The organism is Streptomyces sp. NPDC111606, assembly GCF_055656945.1.
The window spans coordinates 1,558,224-1,578,353 of the sequence record NZ_JBVKBY010000001.1; the positions used below are offsets into that span (position 1 = coordinate 1,558,224).

A 20,130-nucleotide genomic window follows, 5' to 3' on the forward strand; every position below is an offset into this window, starting at 1 on the left:
TGGCCGCCTCGATGCAGCTACTCTCGACGCAGGCATCTGAGCAAGCCATGGGAAGGGCGATGGGCCAACAGACGCATCGTAAGGACGACCTTCTGGTCGCCTCCAACTTCATCCGAGCAGTCCGCGAGTCGGGCTACGTCAGCCTCTCGACTGCACTCGCCGAACTCGTCGACAACTCACTCCAGGCGGCAGCGACCCAAGTTGGGATCACGATCACGCGGGCCAAGGCCGGCGATGATCCGGAGATTCGCGTTGAGGACAACGGCGAAGGCATGACCCGACCCGAAATCGAGGCATGCCTCCGCTTCGGTGGCACGTCCCGCTTCGATGGGCGGCAATCGTTCGGCCGCTTCGGCATGGGGCTGCCTGCTGCGTCACTCAGCCAAGCTCGATACATCGAGGTGACCTCTTGGCAGAACGGGCGGAGTGCAAACCAGGTCACATTGGACGTTGATACCATTGCCGCCGGATTTCCAGTTGATCTTCGCGTTCGCCGTCAAACTGGCAGCACGGTGGGCTCGGGGTGCCGAGTGGTGTGGCGGAACTGCGACCGTATCGAGTACCGGCGCCTCGCCTGGCTTGAGCGGGCCTTGCGTCGAGACCTCGGACGCCTGTATCGCCGCTTCCTGGGCGATGGCAGACTCAGCCTGACCATCAATGGGAAGCGGGTCGATCCGATCGATCCCATGTTCCTCACAACGCAAGTCGAGGGGCACAGTGCGCAACTGGCCTTCGAGCCGCTCCGCTATGAACTTGCCGCTTCGTCGGGTGAGACCGCTTTCGTCACGGTGCGCTTCGCGATGCTGCCGGTTCACCATTGGCATCATCTGGACAACGTGACTAAGCGGCGTACAGGCATCGTTGGTGGGGCCGGCGTCTCCATCCTCCGTGCTGGCCGGGAGATCGCGAGTGGTTGGCATCTCATGGGAGCGAAGCGCAAGGAGAACTATGATGACTGGTGGCGCTGCGAGATCGACTTCGACCCCGTCCTGGATGAGCACTTCGGCATCACTGTGAACAAGCAGGGCATTCGACCATCGCAGGAACTCCAGGAGGCCCTCGAGCCAGGGCTGGAGTCGATCGCCCGGCTACTTGGCTCACGCGTGCGCCAAGCCTTCGAGGAGGTCAAGTTCCGGGCCGCAACGGAGGCATCCTGCCGGATAGCGGAGGCCGCGGACGTTGACCTGCCCGTCATACGGTCAAGTGGAAAGGGCTCAGGGGCCCTCAGTTACCGGATCGAGTCCAAGCAGCTTCCGATTGAGACGATGTTCACCTCGGCTCTGAAGCGGCGCACGCTCGACGTCACGCTCAACGTTGACCATCCGGCCTTCGCCGCACTGTACCGCCCCCTCCAGACGCTGAGTGACGAGGCAGGAAGAGATCTGCGTACTGCACTCGAACTATTCGTCCTGTCCTTCGCCCGTACCACGACTCTCCTGCTCCGCGACGGCCAAAACTGCGACGATCTCCTGCGACTATGGAGCAAAACCTACGGACGGATGCTCCAGAAGTCATGAAAGAAGAGGCCCAGCCTGTTGTCCTCAGCCTCCCCGCCGATGCCTCTCGCCAGGAACGGCAAGGGTTCAATCGTCTCTGCGCCCTGCTCGCTGAGGGTCCTGACGGCTCTGCGGACGTCAATGGTCACGATCAGTGGATCAAAGCAGCCAAGCTCAAGAAGCTGTACGAGCAGCCTCTTCTCGCGGCAGCTGCTCACACAGCCATCGACCTGAGGGATCAAGGCTGGACGATCCTGACCCAGAAGTCGGGGCACGTCTTCACTCCTCCGTCGACGAGTGGTGACCGTGCGGAGGAGAAAGCTAGGGTCCGACGTCAAGAGCATCTGCGTCGCGATGAGCAGCTCAGGCAGACCAGCGTCCGACGCTTCGTCGAGAGCATGGAGCACACGCACCAGCACGGCGACCAGTTGGTCTCCATCTTCAATCTAATGCGCGATGGCCGCGAGCTGGCGGATGCGCTGGAGCGCGCCGGCGCGTCCACAGACGTCATCAACCCCTACGTTCAGGTCGTCGACTCCTCAAGGTGCGAACTGACCGGCTTCAAACTTCACGATATCTGGCGTTACTTCCGCCACACTTGGTCTAACGCGTACGCGACCGTGCCCGGTCGCTCGATGCCGATCTTGATCCGGGATGCAGCCACCGAGTTCCATGCCGTGATCGGACTGGCCGCGATCTCCAGCCCAGTGGTCCAGATTGCCGAGCGTGACCACTGGATGGGCTGGGATACCGATCAGTTCCTTGAGCAGGTGCGAATGGAGCCCACCGCGGGCATCGCTTCTTGGCTGGTTCAGCGGATCAATACTCAGCAGGAAGAAATCTATGTCGATGATCTTCTGCGGGATGAAATCCTTCAACCGACTGACCTGACATCACCGACGCCAGACGTCGTATCCCGACTACGGGCTGATGCTGAACGGCATCGTCAACGTCACCACCAGGCCAGCACCATCCGCGAAGTCCGCAGCATCGACCGCGATGCCTGGGTGAACCGGGCTACGACAGACCTGTTTAGAAGCAAGCGCTCCTTGGCACTCGCCGAGACCTTGGAGATCGTCGCTCTGCTCGGGGCCTATCTCTCCCCGCCCACGGCAGAAGGGCTCGCCAAAGCCTTTTCGGATTCGAAGGCTCGAACCCAGATGCGTCGCCTGGTACGCCGCGCGCGAGGGGAGAGGGTCGGCACCGTCATTGCCGACCTCACCGTCTGCGGCGCTGTGGCGCCCTACAACACACTCGCGGCCGGGAAACTTGTGGGGGCTCTGGCCGTCTCACCCCGAGTACTGTCGGCTTACCGCCAGAAGTATGCACGTCCTAGCGAGATCGCTTCCGCGATGGCCGGCCGTCCAATCCTCCGAGAGCCCCGCCTCTCGTTCATCGGAACCACGTCGCTCTACGGCACTGGATCAAGCCAATACAACCGGCTGTTCTGGCCTGCTGAGGTCATGGGGGGCAATAACGGCGCCCGGATGGGATTCAATGAACTTGGACGGTCGCGCTCCTTCGGAACCTCTCACTTCTCCAGCGAAACCGTCGACGCTCTCGTCCGAATTTCCACGCTGCGAGGGTCGCTCGTTCGGGTCAACAACTTGTTCGGTGAAGGAGTGAGCCCCCGTCTACGCAAAGTGAGGCTAGGAATCGCCGCACTCGGATGGCCCGCCAACGAACTTCTCAGGCACGGGCGTGAACGCATCCTCTACGGTGTTCCACTGGTCGAGAATCTGCGGGACTACTCCCTCGGTATCGACGAGGAGCCGGAGTACCTACTCGACCCCGACCTGCCCGAGGCAGACGCCAGGACCGCTAACTGGTGGCTCGAGCGCTGGTGTCGATCGAGGGCGGCACGCGAAGATGTCCTTGAAGCCATGCGCGCCCATCGGCTGGTCCGTCCAGTCCAGCATGGCGCCCGGGTACCACTACCCGTTGGAGACGGGATGCCACCCATTGGCGAGGAAATGCTGCCCATCATTACATAACTGACTTCACTCGTTGGACCCCGGCACCTTTAACACAGCCGGGGTCCAAACTGCCCAGCGCGCCGCGTCTGATATTTCAACCAAAGCCAAGACACAGTCACATGCGGAAACAGGGTAGGAAGTGTTCTTGGCAGCCTCTTTTTAATACACCGCTCCACCTTTTAAGGCTGGTCCGATTCAGGTGTTCCGGAGCCTGAACGGTGACGTAGGAAGCTTGAATCAACTTCGATGTGACCAGATAGGCGCCAAGCGCGACGCTCGTAAGACAGGTCTCCTGTGACAGTAAAAGGAAGCCGCTGTTCGTAAGCCATTATCGCCCAACCGTGATCCTCTGCTACTAGCGGAACATGGACGCGCAGAGTCTTCCCGTTAACCTCCGCTACGACGATTGCAGTGCCCGCCTCTTCCTCACTAGGCGTCGATTGATCTCGTACGAGTGCCTTTACAGGCCCAATCAGGGTTTCACGCCGTACGGGCTCTTCACTTCTCACGAGCTGCTCTCGAACACTTGGGAGCTCAGCGATCAAGTCTCGGTCCAACACAATGGTTGCCAAGCCCACATCAGGCTTACGTTCAGATGCTGCCCACTCGAATGACAAGTCCAGGGAACGAAGATACTCCGGCTGCGACATCTCCTCGAGCGACTCCACTAGCCCAGCGCTGAGCCCCAGACGGCTGGGGAATGCGAAGGCCTCTTGATCCCATGCCTGCGTCAGACGCTTAGTGGTCTCAAGCCCTCGAGCCAAGGTTTCCATGACTTGGCGAGAGAACGGCATAGTGAGTTGCTCACGACCGTCCGTCGGTTTAGTATCAACGTCCCCTAGGCGGGACACAATGGTGAACACGAAGCTGCCTCGCTTCGTGTGTCCGAGCCTCACGTCTTCATCGAGAAAATCATTAACTGCAGCCGGTCGACGCCCTTTGTGCGAGTGATTGGGATCAGCCGCAGTAGTTGCAGCTGCCTTCATCATCTTGAGGAGCGCCTGCAGCGTCTTTTCAGCCTGTTGGAACGGAATCGTTCCATCAATCATCTCTTGGTCGAGGCGCACGAAAAATAGATCTGCGCGTGTCGCGATCACGCGCTCCAACAATTGTCCAGCGTCCCAGTCATGGATGTGTCCGAGTGACTCCAGCGCATCCACGAAGCGCGGTGTGAAATCAGCGAAATCAGTGGCGAGCGGAATCATGACACGAGGTGTCGTGGCCAAAGGACTCGCAGCGTATCGCCAGATCTCGCGGACCTTCGGCTGTTGCAGTTCAAGTTCCCAATCATGCGAAGCCAAGAATTGAGAGACGGCGGAAGGAGTTAGTGCGGATGCAACTTCGCGGTAACTATCAAGTGCGGACCGGGTCACCTCAGACCTCCCTCTGCGTCGCCGATTGACTTCATGATGCCCAAGAGCTGCTCGCCTGTGAATAGGTTCTGCCGAGGCAAGTGCACGGTGTGATGATCCCCAATCGGGCCATCGTGCCTCAGATTTTCTGCTGATTCCCAGAACATTCGGCTACCTGTGAACAGGCCGTACTCATTAGCGCGAACCCATGGCTCTGGCTCGCGTGGAATGAGGAGCACACCGAGGTAGGCAGGAATATATCGATTCTTGCGAGTCAGCTTCTGAAACGGCTTAGCCTTCATTTTCCATGTCATGCTGTCATCTTTGAGCAGACTCTCCTGGTAAGTGCACTTCAGTTGAAGTTCGAACTGTGGACCGTAGTAGCCGCGATACTCCGTCGAGGAGACGATCGTTATATCGACGCCCTCGTAATCAGTTTCGTGCGGTTTTATCGAGCAACCCGCCGCATATGCGACCATTCGCGTAAATGAAACACTGAAGTGCTCCTGGAGTGCCGAGATCGGCACCTGACCTTCTGCAAGATCTTCTTCACCCATCTCCTTGTCGATGTCGTCTTCGGGCATATTCCCTCTCCTGGTGTCCCTTCATCGGCAGCCAGAGTAATTCGTGAGAGCCAGAAGACACGCTGCGGCATGTAAAAGGCCTCTACGGCTCCGCCGATCCCGCTGTCGGCCGGGTTTCCGCAGGTCATCTTTTTGATAGAACCCGCTTTGGGTTCAGAGGAGATAACAGCATCCTCTTGCCTCATATCGGCCCATCGAGTCGCTTTTGAGCTCACTGCAGCGCTTGAAGGACAAGCTGCGTCGCAAATGGCAGATTGCGAGAAATAACCAGGTCGTCGATCAGACGAACTGGTCCACCACTGTCTTTGGCAATCTGCAGCCTCTCAGCGGGCGCGACGTCAGGGGTGAGCGGACTATGCACGCCGAAGAGCCACTGCTGGTTGCCTCGCGTTGCAAGGATGGGGGCGGTCACCGCACCGACACCTGCAACGTCGGCATCCTTGTTTCGCTCGAATGAGACGCCGTCGATCTCACGGCTTTCGAGGTCCTCCAGGAGTTTGTCAGCCGATCGCGCGAGCCGCTCCGCGTCCAGAGTTGGCGGCGTTTCTTCGATCAGGTAACGCAGCAGGCCGGCACCGACACGACGGTCCAGTAGGTTGTGCTCGAAACGATTGCGGAAACTGCGCAGGCAGCGGTAGCAGGACTCGTCGCAGTTCTCCGGACAGTTCTCGAGCAGTTCCAGCGTCTCCTCAAAGATCTCCATCCCCTGGGCATGGACCCGGCGGGTGAAGCCGGCGCCGCCAGCGAGTGTGTCGTACAGGTAGATCTCGGCCTCAAGACCTTCGCCGCCGCGTGTGTTGAGCGCCGGACGATACTCCGCTTGTAGCTCTGCTGCCTCGATGCCAAGCTTCCGGGTTGCGGCAATAGTCAGCGCCTCAGCGACTGTGCGCAGTGCGATATGCGTTGATAGGTACGCCGGCTTGAGCGTGACGGGTGAGTCCACCTTCAGGCGAACCAAGAGCACGTCGGAGATGAAGTCGGTTCCCAGAACTAGGCCGCGGGTCGAACGCCCACCGGGACAATTCGGCTCCTTCTCATCGGGGAAGGGCTTCTTGTGTGTCCCGCCCACCACACCTGACGGAGTCGCTGTCGGTTCGATGAGACCGCAACTTACGCAGTACGTGTATCCCTGGCCACGGGGGCCAGTGTTGGTCACAAGCAGCGTTTCGCGGCGGTAGGTCTGTGCCAGCCGCTCCGTGACTTGCTGCCAGGCACTCTCCTCAGTCGGCCCAGGTGCCATGAGTTTGGCGCGTGTGGCATAACTGCGGGCCGGTGCCTTATCAGGGCTGGTGCCGGGGTCTTTCCCGGCCGGATGCGCAAACCCTGGAGGACGCATCCAGTTCTGCGCCTCGCCAAAAGCATCATCGGTGCGGCAGGCCGGGCACTCACGCTTTTCACCGCGCTTGGCCTCTTGGTAAGAGAAGTAATTGGCGTAATGGCAGACCTGGCACTCGAAGTAGAGAACCCTGTCCCGCCAGGCTTGGTGGCGTGTTTCCTGGACCGGCGCGTAAATGGCTCCGGAAGTCCATTCTTTACTGTCCACCCACACCACTTTTCCAGGCGCATACTGGCTGAGTGCGACAGCAAGCCCCTGGCTGGGCGCATAGTCAAACGCAGGTCTAAACGGCGTCGATCGATGGAGATCGAATACGTGGAATGCGACGACATCAGTGGGGAAGGCGTAGCGAGGCAGCACTCCCTTGTAAAGTAGTCGATCAAGCAGATTCTTCTGACCTCGTCGGACGTCTGGCTCCTCCGGGTCATCAGAAATCTCCTCAACATCATTCTCTTCAACCTCAGTTGATGCGTCCACTTCGGAGGACGTTGAGGTGCCCTCGTCGAGATCGAGTTCGAGGGCCTTGTCGATGTCAGCAAGGGTCCTGGTGACAATTCCCTGGAGGAGGGACTCCCGGCTCTCCTGGCTCAGCTCTTCGGGGAGCCACCCCGAAACTTCATCCCGGAGAGAATCTTCGTTGGCCTTCAGCCACAATTCTAGGTCAGTTCGGTTTAGCGGAGAGGTTTCCCCCGTGAAGTCGCTAACGCGTCCTAGGACCGCGAATAGTTGCGGTTGATCCTCGGGCTTGATTTCAGGCAGGCGGTCCTGATGGTAGCGCTGCAGCAAGTATGCGATGACATGACGCCGCGTGATCTCGTCGTTGTTCATCGTCAATACTGGGTCATCAACATCCCCGCGGATCATCAGATCCGGTTGGCGGAAGTAGTGGTCATCGTGAGTGTCGGCGCTACCAAAAGCCAGCACTGTGGCAACAGCGTTACCGCGACGTCCCGCCCGGCCTGCACGCTGCTGGTAGTTCGCGCGCGAAGGCGGCATATTACGCAGCGCTACACCAGAGAGATTACCGATGTCGATGCCCACTTCCATAGTGGTCGTACAGGACAGAACATCGATGGCAGCGCGTTTCTGCTGATCCCCTGATCCAGGCAATCCAAGGTTGACATCCTGGAACAACAGTTCGTGCTCTTCCGCCTTGGAGAAGACCGCATCTGACTGTGCGGCATTGAGCTGTGCCGTGTGCTCTGCGGCGATGATACTCATCGGCAACTCGGCTGGGTTGCCCAGGGCTCTTGCGGTGCTGGCACGGTAGTAGCCCATACGGGCTTGAAAAACTGCGTCCGTTTCGGGGTCGAGCTCGCGGACCCGCGGAGCTCGGCAACTGACACACCGATTGGTGCCGGGAAAAGGTCGCTGAGTGAAGCGACAGCGTTCGCAATACCCCCACTCTTCACTCAGGTCCAGATAGATCTTCGTAGCTGACAGTCGAAACTTTCCGCCGACTCCCTCGCAGAAGTGACGAAGCAGCGTAGGCAGCCAACTATCGTTGAACTTCTTCTTCGAGTCTTTCGAATTAAGCCATCGATCGAATGGCTTGAATCTTCCGGAATGCGGGTGGATGCCGCCGTCTGTCTGTAGCCACTCTCCGTCGGCCATCGACGAGAACCAGATCCCAGGGTTCATCCATTGCATAAGCCATAGCCGCACGAGGGCCAGCTTGGACGATTCGCTGGTTGCAACGCCTTCGATGTCGGGAAGGGCTGCGAGCAACTCTGCGGATTTGGCCGGAGACTCGCGTAGAGATGCCAGCCCTAGTGCTGTCAGTCCGCGATATTTATCTGTCAGCGTCGCGTACATTGTCCGCATGAGCGAGTGCGGAGGCGGATCAGCGACGGCGAATAGCTCCATCAAATCGCCGAAATTGCCGCTGAGCGCACCATTGTCGATGGCTTTTGTGACGTTGTCCAAAGCCTGAAGCGACTCTGCCGGCCGCAGCTCCGGGCGAAGTCTCACGGACAGGAGCCGCGCGCCAACCATCGCCGCCAGATAGAGTCGATCCAAATTGAGTTGGCGATCAAACGGGGTTTTAGCCAGCTCTTGCCACCCGCGCAAGATAATGGGACGGATTACATCCCGCATTGAGTAATTCTGCAGGTTGGGTGCAATCCGAGCGGCAACCTGCCGCGAGTCGGAGAAGATGAGCACTTTACGCCCGCGCAACGGTGCGAAGTCGGTGTTCGGCGTGCTGGCAGGTGGCTGTACTTCGATCTGACGCGTCACCAAAGCCTGGAACGGCTGGTCTCCCTTGGTTTGGTGATCCTGTACAGACGACCGTCCGAAGTTCGCTGACTTTCCGCAGACACCACAGGGCTTGAACTCCCCGTTTGCCTCGGCCTCGTGGTCATCATCACCCTTTAGTGACTCTCCACTCCGATGGCGCGGGATGAAGACGCTGCGGACGCGAGAACCGAGTTTCTCCGGATTGAGTCGGCCGGTGACCAGATCGAGGTCGGCGATTTCGACGTTGTCCTCGTACGGCTTCTCGAGTAGCAAGTCGAGCGCGTAAAGTTCCGGGATGGAGCCATGGGCCGATTGGAAGGTTCCACCAGGCTCGTTCCACAGATGCGACGGGGAAGCGAGTGCGTGGGTGTAAGCCCGCGCGTAAGAGGAGCCGCAGTGCCGACAGGTGTACAGTTCGAAAACTCTGGCGCCACAGGTACAGGCTGCTCTGGGCTGCGCATATAGCTGACCCACTGGCCCTGGCTGCGAGTAGGCTTCTCGATCGACTTCAGAGCATTCTGGGTCAAGGCAAGCCCAGAGACCGGGAAGGCCTCGGAAGAACGCATGAACACGGCAAGGCAAGAGCCCCGCACCGTCTGCCGATTGCCGTGCTGCGCTGCCCAGGGCGACGAGGGCTGAAACGGCTCTATCAGCGAGCTCGGTTGGTGCCGTTGGGAAGATGAGCGCGCCCAGCTCATTGACCGGCTGTGCCTGCTTCATGGTCTCATTGATGAGAAGATTCATTGGACCGAAGGAATTGAGGGCATCGTGCAACAGTTCGCCGGCCGTTGCGATCCCAGCCCCTTCCACGGCGCGATAGTCCAGAAGACCTTGAACGGCAGCGATGCGGGCTCCATCGCTCTCGCCCTCATAGAAGTCATGCAAGGGCACTGCGGCCAAAGCGTGAGCATCCTGCAGGCTCCCCGTGCTGGCAGACTTCTGTAGGGAGAGCTTGCCTTGCACACTCTTGAAGTCAGCTTCGGACTTGCCGCTCAACTGCGCGGCGAACTGACGCGCATAATCGGGGCTCTTGAAGCTGGCACTCGTGCAGATCACCTGGAGTCGCTCGGCAGGGATCCCAAGCCTGGCGCGAAGGCGGCGTAGCAGGAGTGCGACCTCGGCGCCAGCGGCACCGCGGTACATGTGAGCCTCATCAATGATCAGAAGGAACTTCTCATCGGGGTTGTCCGCCAACCATGATCGCGTCGCATCGAACACCGGACGCTCAAGCGGACGCATCAGCATGTACTCGAGCATCGAGTAGTTGGTGATCAGAACGTCCGGGGGTTCCCCCAGTACTTCGTGGCGTGTCAGAAGTTCCGGATCTTCGGGGCGAAGGACGGCTCGCACGAACTCATCGGCGTTGTTCTTCCACCGAGCGCCACTCTTGCCGTACCACGCCTTCAGATCTGGCTTTGCCGGCCACTTGCCTCGCGCCTCCAACTCCTTGATGAGAGCAGCCGCTTCGCCATGCCCGGGCGAGGAGGAGTCGTTCTTGAGGTCGATCAGATTGATGTAGAAGTCTTCGATCGAGCGCAGGCGCGTCTGATCCTTCTTGACCTGGCGCACGCCGGGATACAGCGTTCGGCTGGTGTACCGGGCAAAGCGTGCCGGGCGACCGGCCCACTCGCTGAACTTGGCGGTAACGCGTGGATCGCTGAGCAGGAGTCGAAGCCGCCCCAACTGGTCGTTCACCAGCGCGTTCATCGGATAAAGGATCAAAGATCGCACAGCCGGAACCTTGAACGAGGTAGGTCTGTGCGCGGCCTCCGTCGCAAGCTTCGCCAGCATCGGCAGGAGGAACGACTCGGTCTTGCCTGAGCCCGTCCCGGTTGTGACCGCCAAACTGTGGCCGTCCCGAGCAGTCCACTCCAGAGCCTCAGCCTGATGGGTGTAGGGCGGGTCGTACAGCAGTGGCTTCTGGTCGTCGGCTTGAGCCGACAGGCTCCCGAAGAGCTCTTGGACAGCTCCGTCGAGTTCAAGGTCACCGAAGCGTCGGTTCGTTTGGTAGCGAGGAGTGCTTTCGATGAAGGGGGGCTGAAACAGCACACCCTCCTGCTCCAGCAGTTCGCTACGCTGATCGACCACAGTGGGATGTCCGACGTGATAGGTCGCCTCGATGTAGTCCCGAAGGGCTGCCTGAATCTTGCTGATCGTCCCCGCGATCGTAGGCGCTTCCATCGTCACGCCACCCCTCCCTCTTCGCTGACCTGCATCCATAGCATGTCAGTGAAGAACACCGACAACTCACCGATCGCCGACATTGGTACCCGGTACGAGGCCAAGGCCCCTCGTGACCGTGAGACGGGGGTCCCTACGAGCTCGAGGTAGCGCTGCGCCCACCCAGGGACTGGGCCGAACAGGTCTAGACGTAGATCGCCGGCTCTTCCTGGAGCGAGTTGTACGTGCATGGCCTGCGGTGTGCCCATCAAGGCATCTATGGCCGCCTGCGTGCGCCACGCCTCGTCGCAGCCAGATGCAGTGAGGTCATCAACAGGCAGGTCCACCAATGCGCGAGGGACGCCATGTTCAACGCGCACAAAGCACCATAAGTCGGCACCGTAGGCTTGCGGGCGGCGGGCAACGAAGTCTCCGGAGTCCCCACTTGCGATCGGCCGCCAGCGACCTCGGTAGTAGAGAACAGACGCCTCAGGATCGATGATCTTCAGACCGTCGACCTGGCCAGACTCTCCCGCTCCATCCAAGCGCTGACACATCAGAGCGACGACTGCGGCCGCATGCTCCACCCCAGGTCGCTTGAGCCAGTGGTCGCGAGGAATTTCATGCAGGTGGGCGGCCTGCAGGCTGGCGGGGTCGCTCTCAGCATCGAGTTCGAGGAACCGTGTATGGCCCTCATGATGCACCTCCGCCCCTAGTGCCTCGTCCACGAGCGGTGCACCGTTGGGTCGCACACCGAGCAGCAGATAGTGCCCGGGCGCCTTCTCTACATACGAGGGTGGAGCCAAGTAGATCTGTCGGCCCTTGCCACCGCCATGGTGAGGAAGTTCGATCAGGTCACCAATCGACACCAGCAGATCCAACTGTGCTGAAACATGGTGACGAGCCATCAGGGATGACTCGTCCAACGGACAGAGGGCCTCAAGCACTGCGTCCACTAGCCGGCGCGGGCTTGCCGGACACAGGAAAGAGGCGGCGCGGCGGAGCGAGGCGGAGAGCGCCTCTGCAGAGAACAAATCAGTGGCTGTCTCGTCCAACCAAAGCGCGTGAACAGTGCGTTCTGCGACCTCCTGAACGCTGAGTGCTGTCACTCTCACTGGTCACCCCTGATGGTTGACTGCTCTGGTTCCTCGCGAAGATCCTCAGTGCCCAGTACCGCGAATCGAGCCGCCCGAATGAGTACGGGGGAGCTCATCACACACCTCAACATCAAGTCTCGTTCAGCCTCATCCCAAACAGCCAAAGAGCCAGGCCTACTAGCAAGAAGCAAGAGAAACCTTGCAGCGGCGCCAGAGTCGTCGAAGCCGCTATCTGCCGAGATGGCATCAATCGCATCCTTGAACCCTTCCCGCAGAGCCAGCGGCGAGTCCACCCACTGCCAGAGGTGGCTGGCGATGTGTCGGGCCACAGCACGCTGTGCCGTCGCCTCACCTACAAGTTTCTGCATCTCGTCCAGCATGCCCGTTGGCTTACGGGAGTTGAGGCATGCACGCTTCTGTTCCAGGTGAGCCCACCTCGCCCCGGCTATGAGGGACACAAGTTTCGTTGTGATGGCATCGAGAACCAACTGCTGCTGACGGTGAGAGAATGGATCGGCCGACAGATCAGCATTACCCCAGTGGCAGTGACCAAAGATAAGTCTCTGCACTTCGGACAATGAATTGTCCGTGTAGTGAACGATCGGGCTGTTGCTCGGCCTTTGGCGCAGCCGGTTGGGATCAGGTGGGAGAATAATTGCGGCGGTCACGTTGCCTGACGTGGCCCGCAGCATTCCGCCATTTACCGGAGCGGTGATCGGTATTGCTGCATCCTGCTGCTCACCAGTCAAAGGGGTCTCTACAGGAAATAGAAGGACCTCGGTATCAGCGCCGTCTGTGCGGTCGATTAGGCGTGCTTCGTACCCACCGTTGCGCTGCTTAGTGAGAACCCAACGGAGTGGATGGAAGCCGCGTTCGCAGGCCAGGGATGCGAATCCCACTCCGCTTCGGGAAACAGAAATTTCGCAGGACTCAGCCGCGTTGTACGCGTTGAGCCATTTCCCTCTGCGAAATTCGCGGGATACAAGCCTTTCCCATGCGTCGTCACCAAAGGGGAGTGAGATTCCGTTTTGATGCTGTACTAGTTCTCTTCCGTTGTCGTCCCGTAGAACAACTGTTAGGTCAGCTTTCATGGCCGTAGGGCCGTCTACGGAGAGGCTTGCATGGCCATCCCAGATCTCGGTTAGCTTCGGCCTGGCTGGAGTGGCGAACAGGCGGATACCTGCTCCTTCTGTTGCTGCCTCCAGGTTCGGATGGGGGTCGCGAATGGTGACGGAGAGTGAGCCGCTTGTAAAAGGCATTCCTGTACCTGCGGTCAGCAGTGCAACCTGCACCTCGTGGGAGCCTACGGCGAGGTCTTCCAGGGCAAATGCCAATTGCTGACTTCCCGTAGGCCATTCGAGCAAAAATGGAAGCCCACCGTTTACCCTCACGGAGCATTTCTCCGTAGCCTGAGCAGACCTAACTTCGAGCATCACTGGTTCTCCAGCGAGGCACTCGACAGAGCCTTCCCCGTCCCAGTACGCCGGAGTGAGGCCGACAGGCTGAATCGACACGTCCGACACCACCGACAGGCCCGCTGTCGCAAGCTGAATGATTTCCACCTCACTGATGAGAGGCGGTGCTGTCACATCAAAGGCCTGGACCCCATCGGTAAGAATTGGTGCTTCCGCCACCCATGGAAACGCTGGGGGCTTACTTCCCGCCCAGCCGACCAAGACATACTCCCGACCTGGCCGGATAAACCTTCCCTTGACCTCAATGGCCAGCCCTCCGGCCTCCTTGCGGAAAATCCACCATGGACCCTGGCTTATGGCGCAGCGCCTTGCGATCAGCTCGTTGACCTCCGTTGACCCCTGCTCCAGTTGAATGATAGGCATTTCCGGACGGGGCCAGACGGGCAGCGACTCTCTGCCCGGGTACAGAAGTGCCCCTCTTGGTAGAGGTTGACGGCGACCTTCGATCTTTGGCCGCCGTTTTCGAAGTTCCTCTCCGACCTGAGTGTTTTCGGTTTGAAGGGCCGAGAGATCAGGCAATTCCAGATTTAGATGCCATCCGACCTCTTCCTGTCGCAGGAAAAGCTTCGGGTTGGTGACATTTGAGAGCGACTGTTCGCGCCGGCCTGTCCTTTGGACCGCACTTGTGGGGAGGAAGCCGCGTGAGCGGACTGAATGGGCAGAGCGCTTGGCCTGAGCCAACCAGGTTCGCGCCTCATTTCCCTTCGTCAAATCGGCAACTAAGCGAACTAGTGTCGATTGCACTAGATATGGAGATCCTTCATCGTCGCCCGATAGTAGAGCTGCGGCGATATGGCCGAGCAGACTCTGGTTGTAGCAAAGTTTTTGGAAACGCTCACTGTACCTACCCGTGCGGGCTGCCAGGCACGCACCCAGTACGTTGGGGTCGTCAAGCATCTCAGGCGTCAGCACCGCACGGGCCTCAAATAGCAGCTGCGCCATCTGTCGTTGCAAATCGACTGGCATAACGGCATGTGTAATCGGCCAAGCGATGATATTGAAGTTCGCGGCAAAGGCGCCCTTAGGTTCGATCCCGCCATATTCTGCCGCGAACTGCTTGAACCACCTTTTGATAAGCCCGCGATTGCTGTTGATCTTCCACTGGGGGCCACGATCCCAGCCAGGAGTCTTCTGGGCGAACAGCGGCCAGTACTCGTCTCCGGTATAGAGGTAGCCGATCTCTGCGGCATGCACAACAAAGGGCAACCATTGGGTGCGGTGGCGAATGTCGAAGCCCTCCGCGAGGGCTCCACCGACCGCACTCGAGAGCAATTCGAGGTCACTACCGTTGAGATCGTGTTCCAAGGCAAAGACGGGGGCCGCCGGCCGCAGTGCTTGGCGATGTTCGTGAAGCGTCCGAAAGTGATGATCTAGGTACTCGTGTAGGTGCTTTAGGACTGCTATCGAACCGCCAGGTGCCGTGCCTGCCACGCTCGGTGTCTCCTCCCCTGGTCCTACCTTGAACTAGACCCAGTCTGGGGCAAGCTGGCGATACTTGGGGCATCAATGGGCGAGATCGACTTCCGGGTCAGGCGGGGTCAGCGGTCCTCCGTCAGCGCTACCCGCCTTGGTCGGTCTTCTCTCGACGTTGACCTGGCGTCCGGATCGGCGCCAGGCTCCAGGGCCTGTCCGGGCCAACAGGTCGTCACTTCGGCGAAGCCCCACTTCCGGTCGGCGCGGAGCCGCCAGTTTCAGTCACCCATGTCGCTCCCGTCGAGCTCAGTCCCGGAGATACGGCCGGTGCCAATGGCGTCCGCTGAGGACCTTGGTCCACTCGGCGGCGAGCCGCTCCCGCCTGTCGTCGGGAAGCTCGTCCAGATTGGGTCGGAGTCCCTCGACGATCTTCGCGACCTCCTGCGGGTCGCGCCGGACGGGCAGACCGAGGTGATGGGCGATCGTGCGGAGAGTCATCGTGATCAGCTTCTTCGGGGGCTGTGCTTCCAGTGTGCGCCCCTCCCCGGACATCCAGCCGAGGGCACATCGAGGGCACATCGGTGCGGGAATCGCCGCGAAACCACGAGAACCACTGAGAGGCGTTTTCGCACGTCAGCGGCCTTTTCTCGACATCCGCCCAGCTCACAAAACCACCCAAATCTGTTGTGGGCGAACTCACCTGTGGTGTCACGCGTTCGGCTGGATGCGGGGCGTATGAGGTGGGAGTGACGGCGCGCAGGGTGGGCGTGCGCCGGTACCTTCGTGCGTATGGACACGTCCTGGTGGCTCGCCCTCGCGGCGGTGGTACTGCTCGCGCTCGTCGCCACGCTCGTGGACGGGTGGGGGCGCAAACGGCGGCCCGAGGGGCGGCGTACCCGGCCGCCGGGACGGCCCGGGGGACGTACCCGGGGGCGCACCACCGCTCGTCCCGAGCCCGCGGAGATCTGGTGGGCGAACGTGCCCTACGAGGACGGGCCGGGCGCCAAGGACCGGCCCTGTCTGGTGCTCGCGGTGCGCGGGAAGCGGGTCACGGTCGCGAAGATCACCAGTAAGTACCGCGACGAGCGGTACGGCGTCATTCCGCTGCCGCCGGGCTCGGTCGGGGACGCGCGCGGGCGGACGAGCTTCCTGGAGACGGGTGAGCTGCGGGACGTCCCGGTGTCGGACTTCCGGCGGCGGGTGGGGGTGATGGACCCGGTCGTCTGGGACCAGGTCCGTCACCTCGCCACTTAGGGCGCCGTCACTCGCCCCTTCAGGGCCTCGCGGACCCCGAGCCGGCTGGTCGTGCGGACCGGCTCACGCCCAGAGCTGCCCCTGGAGCGTCTCGATGGCCTCTTCGGTCGTCGTCGCGGTGTAGACGCCGGTCGAGAGGTACTTCCAGCCGCCGTCGGCGACGACGAACACGATGTCCGCGCTCTCGCCCGCCTTCAGCGCCTTGTTGCCCACGCCGATCGCCGCGTGCAGGGCGGCACCGGTGGAGACACCCGCGAAGATGCCCTCCTGCTGGAGCAGCTCGCGGGTGCGGGTCACCGCGTCGGCCGAGCCGACCGAGAAGCGGGTGGTCAGGACGGAGGCGTCGTACAGCTCGGGTACGAAGCCCTCGTCGAGGTTGCGCAGGCCGTAGACGAGATCGTCGTAGCGGGGCTCCGCGGCGACGATCTTCACGCCCGGCTTGTGCTCGCGCAGGTAGCGGCCGACGCCCATCAGGGTGCCCGTGGTGCCGAGGCCGGCGACGAAGTGGGTGACCGAGGGGAGGTCGGCGAGGATCTCCGGTCCGGTCGTGGCGTAGTGGGCGCCCGCGTTGTCCGGGTTGCCGTACTGGTAGAGCATCACCCAGTCGGGGTGCTCGGCGGACAGCTCCTTGGCGACCCGTACGGCGGTGTTGGAGCCGCCCGCGGCGGGGCTGGAGATGATCTCCGCGCCCCACATGGCGAGCAGGTCCCGGCGCTCCTGCGAGGTGTTCTCGGGCATCACGCAAACGATCCGGTAGCCCTTGAGCTTCGCCGCCATCGCCAGGGAGATGCCGGTGTTTCCGCTGGTCGGCTCCAGGATCGTGCAGCCCGGGGTGAGGCGGCCGTCCTTCTCCGCCTGCTCGATCATGTGCAGGGCCGGGCGGTCCTTGACCGAGCCGGTGGGGTTGCGGTCCTCCAGCTTGGCCCAGATGCGGACGTCCTCGGACGGCGACAACCGCGGCAGGCGCACCAGAGGGGTGTTGCCCACCGCGGCGAGCGGGGAGTCGTAGCGCATGTGGATCAGGCCATACCGCCGGCCACGGCCGGCAGGATCGTGACGTTGTCGCCGTCGGCGAGCTTGGTGTTGATGCCGTCGAGGAAGCGGACGTCCTCGTCGTTCAGATAGACGTTGACGAAGCGGCGCAGCTGGCCGTCGTCCACGATGCGGGCGTGGATCCCCGCGTGCCGGCTCTCGAGGTCGGTGAACAGGTCGGCGAGGGTGCCACCGCTGCCCTCCACCGCCTTCTGACCGTCGGTGTACTGGCGGAGGATGGTCGGGATGCGGACCTCGATGGCCATGGCTCAGGGCTCCTGTCGGGAGTAGTCAGTCGGGGGCGCGCGGCAGCGCAAGTACAGCGGGGGTGGTGCGTTTGAGGCGCCGCGGCTCACGGCCGTACGGCGGCAGGGGCAGCGTCAACAGATGGCGCTGGCGAGCCTGCACAGGTCGACGTGCAGCCGCGCCACGAGCAGCATGCCCGGCGTCTTTTCGCTCACGTCGTGAAAAACCATGGGGTCATCGTATCGATTCCCGGTCCGGCTTTTGGAATGTGATCCCACATCGCGGACGCTTTACGGCCGCGGAGTGAGACGGCGCTGTTCAGACCGGCCCGGTCCACCGACCCGGTCCGCCCGTCAGTACGCCTCGACGACCTTGACCTCCTCTTCCGTCACCTCGCCGTCGACGATCCGGTAGGAGCGGAACTGGAAGTCGCCGAGGCCGTCGGTGTCGGCCGTGGAGACCAGGACGTAGTGCGCGCCGGGCTCGTTGGCGTAGGAGATGTCGGTGCGCGAGGGGTAGGCCTCGGTGGCCGTGTGGGAGTGGTAGATGACCACCGGCTCCTCGTCGCGGTCGTCCATCTCGCGGTAGAGCTTGAGCAGGTCGCCCGAGTCGAACTCGTAGAAGGTGGGCGACATCGCCGCGTTCAGCATCGGGATGAAGCGCTCGGGGCGGTCCGAGCCGGCCGGGCCCGCGACGACGCCGCACGCCTCGTCGGGGTGGTCCTTGCGCGCGTGGGCGACGATCTGGTCGACGAGGGCCTGGGTGATGGTCAGCATGCTCGTCAGGATAAGCAGAGGGGCCGCTCCGTACCGAGGGATGGTACGGAGCGGCCCATATACCGGACGCCCTGAGCGGCAGCCGTCGGGAGCGCCACGAGTGCTCCCGACGGCGGGACGTCCTGGACAAGCAGCTCGGCAACGCCCCTAAAGGGGCGTGGGGAACTGCGCGACCAGCCACAGCGGCGCCGCAGACAACGGACGGCCTTCCGCGGCAATCACCTCACGGGCTCCTTCAGCGAAGCGTCCAGCTCGGGCTCGTCGCCACCGCGAGCGGTGAGCTGCGGGTTGCGCTTCTTGAGGATCGACCAGCCGACGCCCAGGGCGACCGCCCAGCCTGCCGCGACGTAGAGGCAGATCCGCGCGTCCTTGTCGTACGCGATCATGAAGGTCACGCCGATGAGGAAGAGCAGCGCGACCCAGCTGAACAGCGCCCCGCCGGGAGCCGGGAAGGACGAGGCGCGCAGCCGACCCGCGTCGACCGCGGCGCGGTAGCGGATGTGGCTGACGAGGATCATCATCCAGGTCCAGATGCCTGCCGCGGTGGCCACGGAGGTGACGTAGAGGAACGCCTTCTCCGGGACGACGTAGTTCAGCACCACGCCGATGCCCATGAGCGCCACGGAGACCGAGATGCCGAAGGCGGGCGTCTTGCGGGCGTTGAGCTTGCCGAAGGCCTGCGGGGCCTCGCTGTTGGAAGCGAGGTCGCGCAGCATCCGCCCGGTCGAGTACATGCCGGAGTTGCAGGACGACAGGGCCGCGGTGAGCACCACGAAGTTGACGATGCCCGCGGCGAGCGGGATGCCGATCTTGCCGAACGCGTGGACGAACGGACTCTCGCCCGCGGAGAACTCGGTCCACTTGACGACGGAGAGGATCACCAGCAGCGCGCCGACGTAGAAGACGATGATGCGCCAGGGCAGCGTGTTGATGGCCTTGGGCAGGGTCTTCTCGGGGTTCTCGGACTCGCCGGCGGTGACGCCGACGAGCTCGACGGCGAGGTAGGCGAACATGACGCCCTGGAGCGTCATCAGGCTGGAGCCGATGCCGTTCGGGAAGAAGCCGTCGTGCGACCAGAGGTTGGAGACGGTGGCGGTGTCACCGGCGTCGGAGAAGCCGAGGGTGAGCACGCCGAGGCCGATGACGATCATGCCGATGATGGCCGTGACCTTGATCATCGAGAACCAGAACTCGACCTCGCCGAAGATCTTGACGGAGATCAGGTTCACGCCGAAGAGCACCACCAGGAACACCAGGGCGCTGACCCATTGCGGGATCTCGGGGAACCAGAAGTGGATGTAGATCGCGGCGGCCGTGAGCTCGGCCATGCCGGTGACCACCCACATGAGCCAGTACGTCCAGCCCGTGACGAACCCGAAGAACGGGCCGAGGAATTCGCGGGCGTACTCGGCGAAGGAGCCGGAGACGGGCCGGTACAGGAGCAGCTCGCCCAGGGCCCGCATGATGAAGAAGATGACGACGCCCGCGAGGGCGTACATGAGGATGATGCTGGGGCCGGCCTTCGCGATGTTCGCTCCGGCACCCATGAACAGCCCGACACCGATGGCGCCGCCGATGGCGATCATCTGGACCTGACGGCTGCCGAGACCTCGCTCGTACCCCTCTTCCGGGGCACCCGTGGCCGTCGCGTCAGTGACCTTCGAAGAGGTCATGTGTAGTGCGCCTTTCTCCATG

Annotated in this window: 14 protein-coding genes; 3 read left to right on the forward strand and 11 right to left on the reverse strand. The window is 61.8% G+C overall.

Annotated elements, in window-relative coordinates:
- Nucleotides 1-59: 59 nt before the first annotated feature.
- Both ACZ7M7_RS07085 and ACZ7M7_RS07090 read left to right on the forward strand, forming a co-directional pair.
- Nucleotides 60-1,517 (forward strand): ATP-binding protein, encoded by a 1,458-nt coding sequence (locus ACZ7M7_RS07085; RefSeq protein WP_472113567.1) that lies wholly within the window; start codon nt 60-62, stop codon nt 1,515-1,517.
- Nucleotides 1,514-3,490 (forward strand): Druantia anti-phage system protein DruA, encoded by a 1,977-nt coding sequence (locus ACZ7M7_RS07090; protein WP_472113570.1) that lies wholly within the window; start codon nt 1,514-1,516, stop codon nt 3,488-3,490. The genes ACZ7M7_RS07085 and ACZ7M7_RS07090 overlap by 4 nt, the downstream gene beginning before the upstream one ends.
- A 161-nt stretch (nt 3,491-3,651) precedes the next feature.
- Here ACZ7M7_RS07090 and ACZ7M7_RS07095 read toward each other — a convergent pair whose 3' ends face one another.
- The 6 genes from ACZ7M7_RS07095 to ACZ7M7_RS07120 all read right to left on the reverse strand — a co-directional run bounded on the left by ACZ7M7_RS07095 (nt 3,652) and on the right by ACZ7M7_RS07120 (nt 15,625).
- On the reverse strand, nt 3,652-4,845 hold the full coding sequence (locus ACZ7M7_RS07095; RefSeq protein WP_472113573.1) for a hypothetical protein: 1,194 nt from the start codon (nt 4,843-4,845) through the stop codon (nt 3,652-3,654).
- Complete coding sequence (locus ACZ7M7_RS07100; protein WP_472113576.1) at nt 4,842-5,408, reverse strand: DUF4365 domain-containing protein; 567 nt, start codon at nt 5,406-5,408, stop codon at nt 4,842-4,844. Before ACZ7M7_RS07100 ends, ACZ7M7_RS07095 begins: the two co-directional genes overlap by 4 nt.
- 211 nt (nt 5,409-5,619) lie before the next feature.
- Nucleotides 5,620-11,163: a DEAD/DEAH box helicase gene (locus ACZ7M7_RS07105; protein WP_472113980.1), complete on the reverse strand. Its 5,544-nt coding sequence runs from the start codon at nt 11,161-11,163 to the stop codon at nt 5,620-5,622.
- Nucleotides 11,164-11,165: 2 nt separating this feature from the next.
- A complete protein-coding gene (locus ACZ7M7_RS07110; protein ID WP_472113579.1) occupies nt 11,166-12,068 on the reverse strand; it encodes a hypothetical protein in 903 nt (300 codons plus the stop codon).
- Nucleotides 12,069-12,253: 185 nt separating this feature from the next.
- On the reverse strand, nt 12,254-15,145 hold the full coding sequence (locus tag ACZ7M7_RS07115) for a hypothetical protein (RefSeq protein ID WP_472113582.1): 2,892 nt from the start codon (nt 15,143-15,145) through the stop codon (nt 12,254-12,256).
- A gap of 288 nt (nt 15,146-15,433) precedes the next feature.
- Nucleotides 15,434-15,625: a hypothetical protein gene (locus ACZ7M7_RS07120; protein ID WP_384187002.1), complete on the reverse strand. Its 192-nt coding sequence runs from the start codon at nt 15,623-15,625 to the stop codon at nt 15,434-15,436.
- A 291-nt stretch (nt 15,626-15,916) separates the two neighbouring features.
- On the opposite strand from ACZ7M7_RS07120, the gene ACZ7M7_RS07125 reads away from it, so the two are divergent.
- Nucleotides 15,917-16,381, forward strand: a complete 465-nt coding sequence (locus ACZ7M7_RS07125; RefSeq protein ID WP_383608786.1) for a type II toxin-antitoxin system PemK/MazF family toxin — start codon at nt 15,917-15,919, stop codon at nt 16,379-16,381.
- A 63-nt stretch (nt 16,382-16,444) separates the two neighbouring features.
- On the opposite strand, the gene ACZ7M7_RS07130 is transcribed toward ACZ7M7_RS07125, so the two are convergent.
- The 5 genes from ACZ7M7_RS07130 to ACZ7M7_RS07150 form a co-directional block, all read right to left on the reverse strand.
- Entirely contained in the window at nt 16,445-17,395 is a 951-nt protein-coding gene (locus tag ACZ7M7_RS07130; RefSeq protein WP_383632846.1) for a PLP-dependent cysteine synthase family protein, read from the reverse strand.
- Between the two features lie 5 nt (nt 17,396-17,400).
- Nucleotides 17,401-17,679 (reverse strand): MoaD/ThiS family protein, encoded by a 279-nt coding sequence (locus tag ACZ7M7_RS07135; RefSeq protein ID WP_383608780.1) that lies wholly within the window; start codon nt 17,677-17,679, stop codon nt 17,401-17,403.
- Between the two features lie 114 nt (nt 17,680-17,793).
- The gene (locus tag ACZ7M7_RS07140; protein ID WP_316959376.1) at nt 17,794-17,889 is read right to left on the reverse strand and encodes a putative leader peptide; all 96 of its coding nucleotides are present in this window, start codon (nt 17,887-17,889) and stop codon (nt 17,794-17,796) included.
- Between the two features lie 123 nt (nt 17,890-18,012).
- The gene (locus tag ACZ7M7_RS07145) at nt 18,013-18,435 is read right to left on the reverse strand and encodes a M67 family metallopeptidase (protein WP_383608776.1); all 423 of its coding nucleotides are present in this window, start codon (nt 18,433-18,435) and stop codon (nt 18,013-18,015) included.
- A gap of 218 nt (nt 18,436-18,653) precedes the next feature.
- Complete coding sequence (locus ACZ7M7_RS07150) at nt 18,654-20,108, reverse strand: amino acid permease (RefSeq protein ID WP_383608773.1); 1,455 nt, start codon at nt 20,106-20,108, stop codon at nt 18,654-18,656.
- Between the last annotated feature and the right edge of the window lie 22 nt (nt 20,109-20,130).

Coding starts and splice junctions, on each gene's coding strand:
- ACZ7M7_RS07085 (WP_472113567.1), top strand. CDS start 60: ATGGGCCAACAGACGCATCGTAAGGACGACCTTCTGGTCGCCTCCAAC.
- ACZ7M7_RS07090 (WP_472113570.1), top strand. CDS start 1,514: ATGAAAGAAGAGGCCCAGCCTGTTGTCCTCAGCCTCCCCGCCGATGCC.
- ACZ7M7_RS07100 (WP_472113576.1), bottom strand. CDS start 5,408: ATGCCCGAAGACGACATCGACAAGGAGATGGGTGAAGAAGATCTTGCA.
- ACZ7M7_RS07105 (WP_472113980.1), bottom strand. CDS start 11,163: ATGGAAGCGCCTACGATCGCGGGGACGATCAGCAAGATTCAGGCAGCC.
- ACZ7M7_RS07120 (WP_384187002.1), bottom strand. CDS start 15,625: ATGACTCTCCGCACGATCGCCCATCACCTCGGTCTGCCCGTCCGGCGC.
- ACZ7M7_RS07125 (WP_383608786.1), top strand. CDS start 15,917: ATGGACACGTCCTGGTGGCTCGCCCTCGCGGCGGTGGTACTGCTCGCG.
- ACZ7M7_RS07130 (WP_383632846.1), bottom strand. CDS start 17,395: ATGCGCTACGACTCCCCGCTCGCCGCGGTGGGCAACACCCCTCTGGTG.
- ACZ7M7_RS07135 (WP_383608780.1), bottom strand. CDS start 17,679: ATGGCCATCGAGGTCCGCATCCCGACCATCCTCCGCCAGTACACCGAC.
- ACZ7M7_RS07140 (WP_316959376.1), bottom strand. CDS start 17,889: ATGGTTTTTCACGACGTGAGCGAAAAGACGCCGGGCATGCTGCTCGTG.
- ACZ7M7_RS07145 (WP_383608776.1), bottom strand. CDS start 18,435: ATGCTGACCATCACCCAGGCCCTCGTCGACCAGATCGTCGCCCACGCG.
- ACZ7M7_RS07150 (WP_383608773.1), bottom strand. CDS start 20,108: ATGACCTCTTCGAAGGTCACTGACGCGACGGCCACGGGTGCCCCGGAA.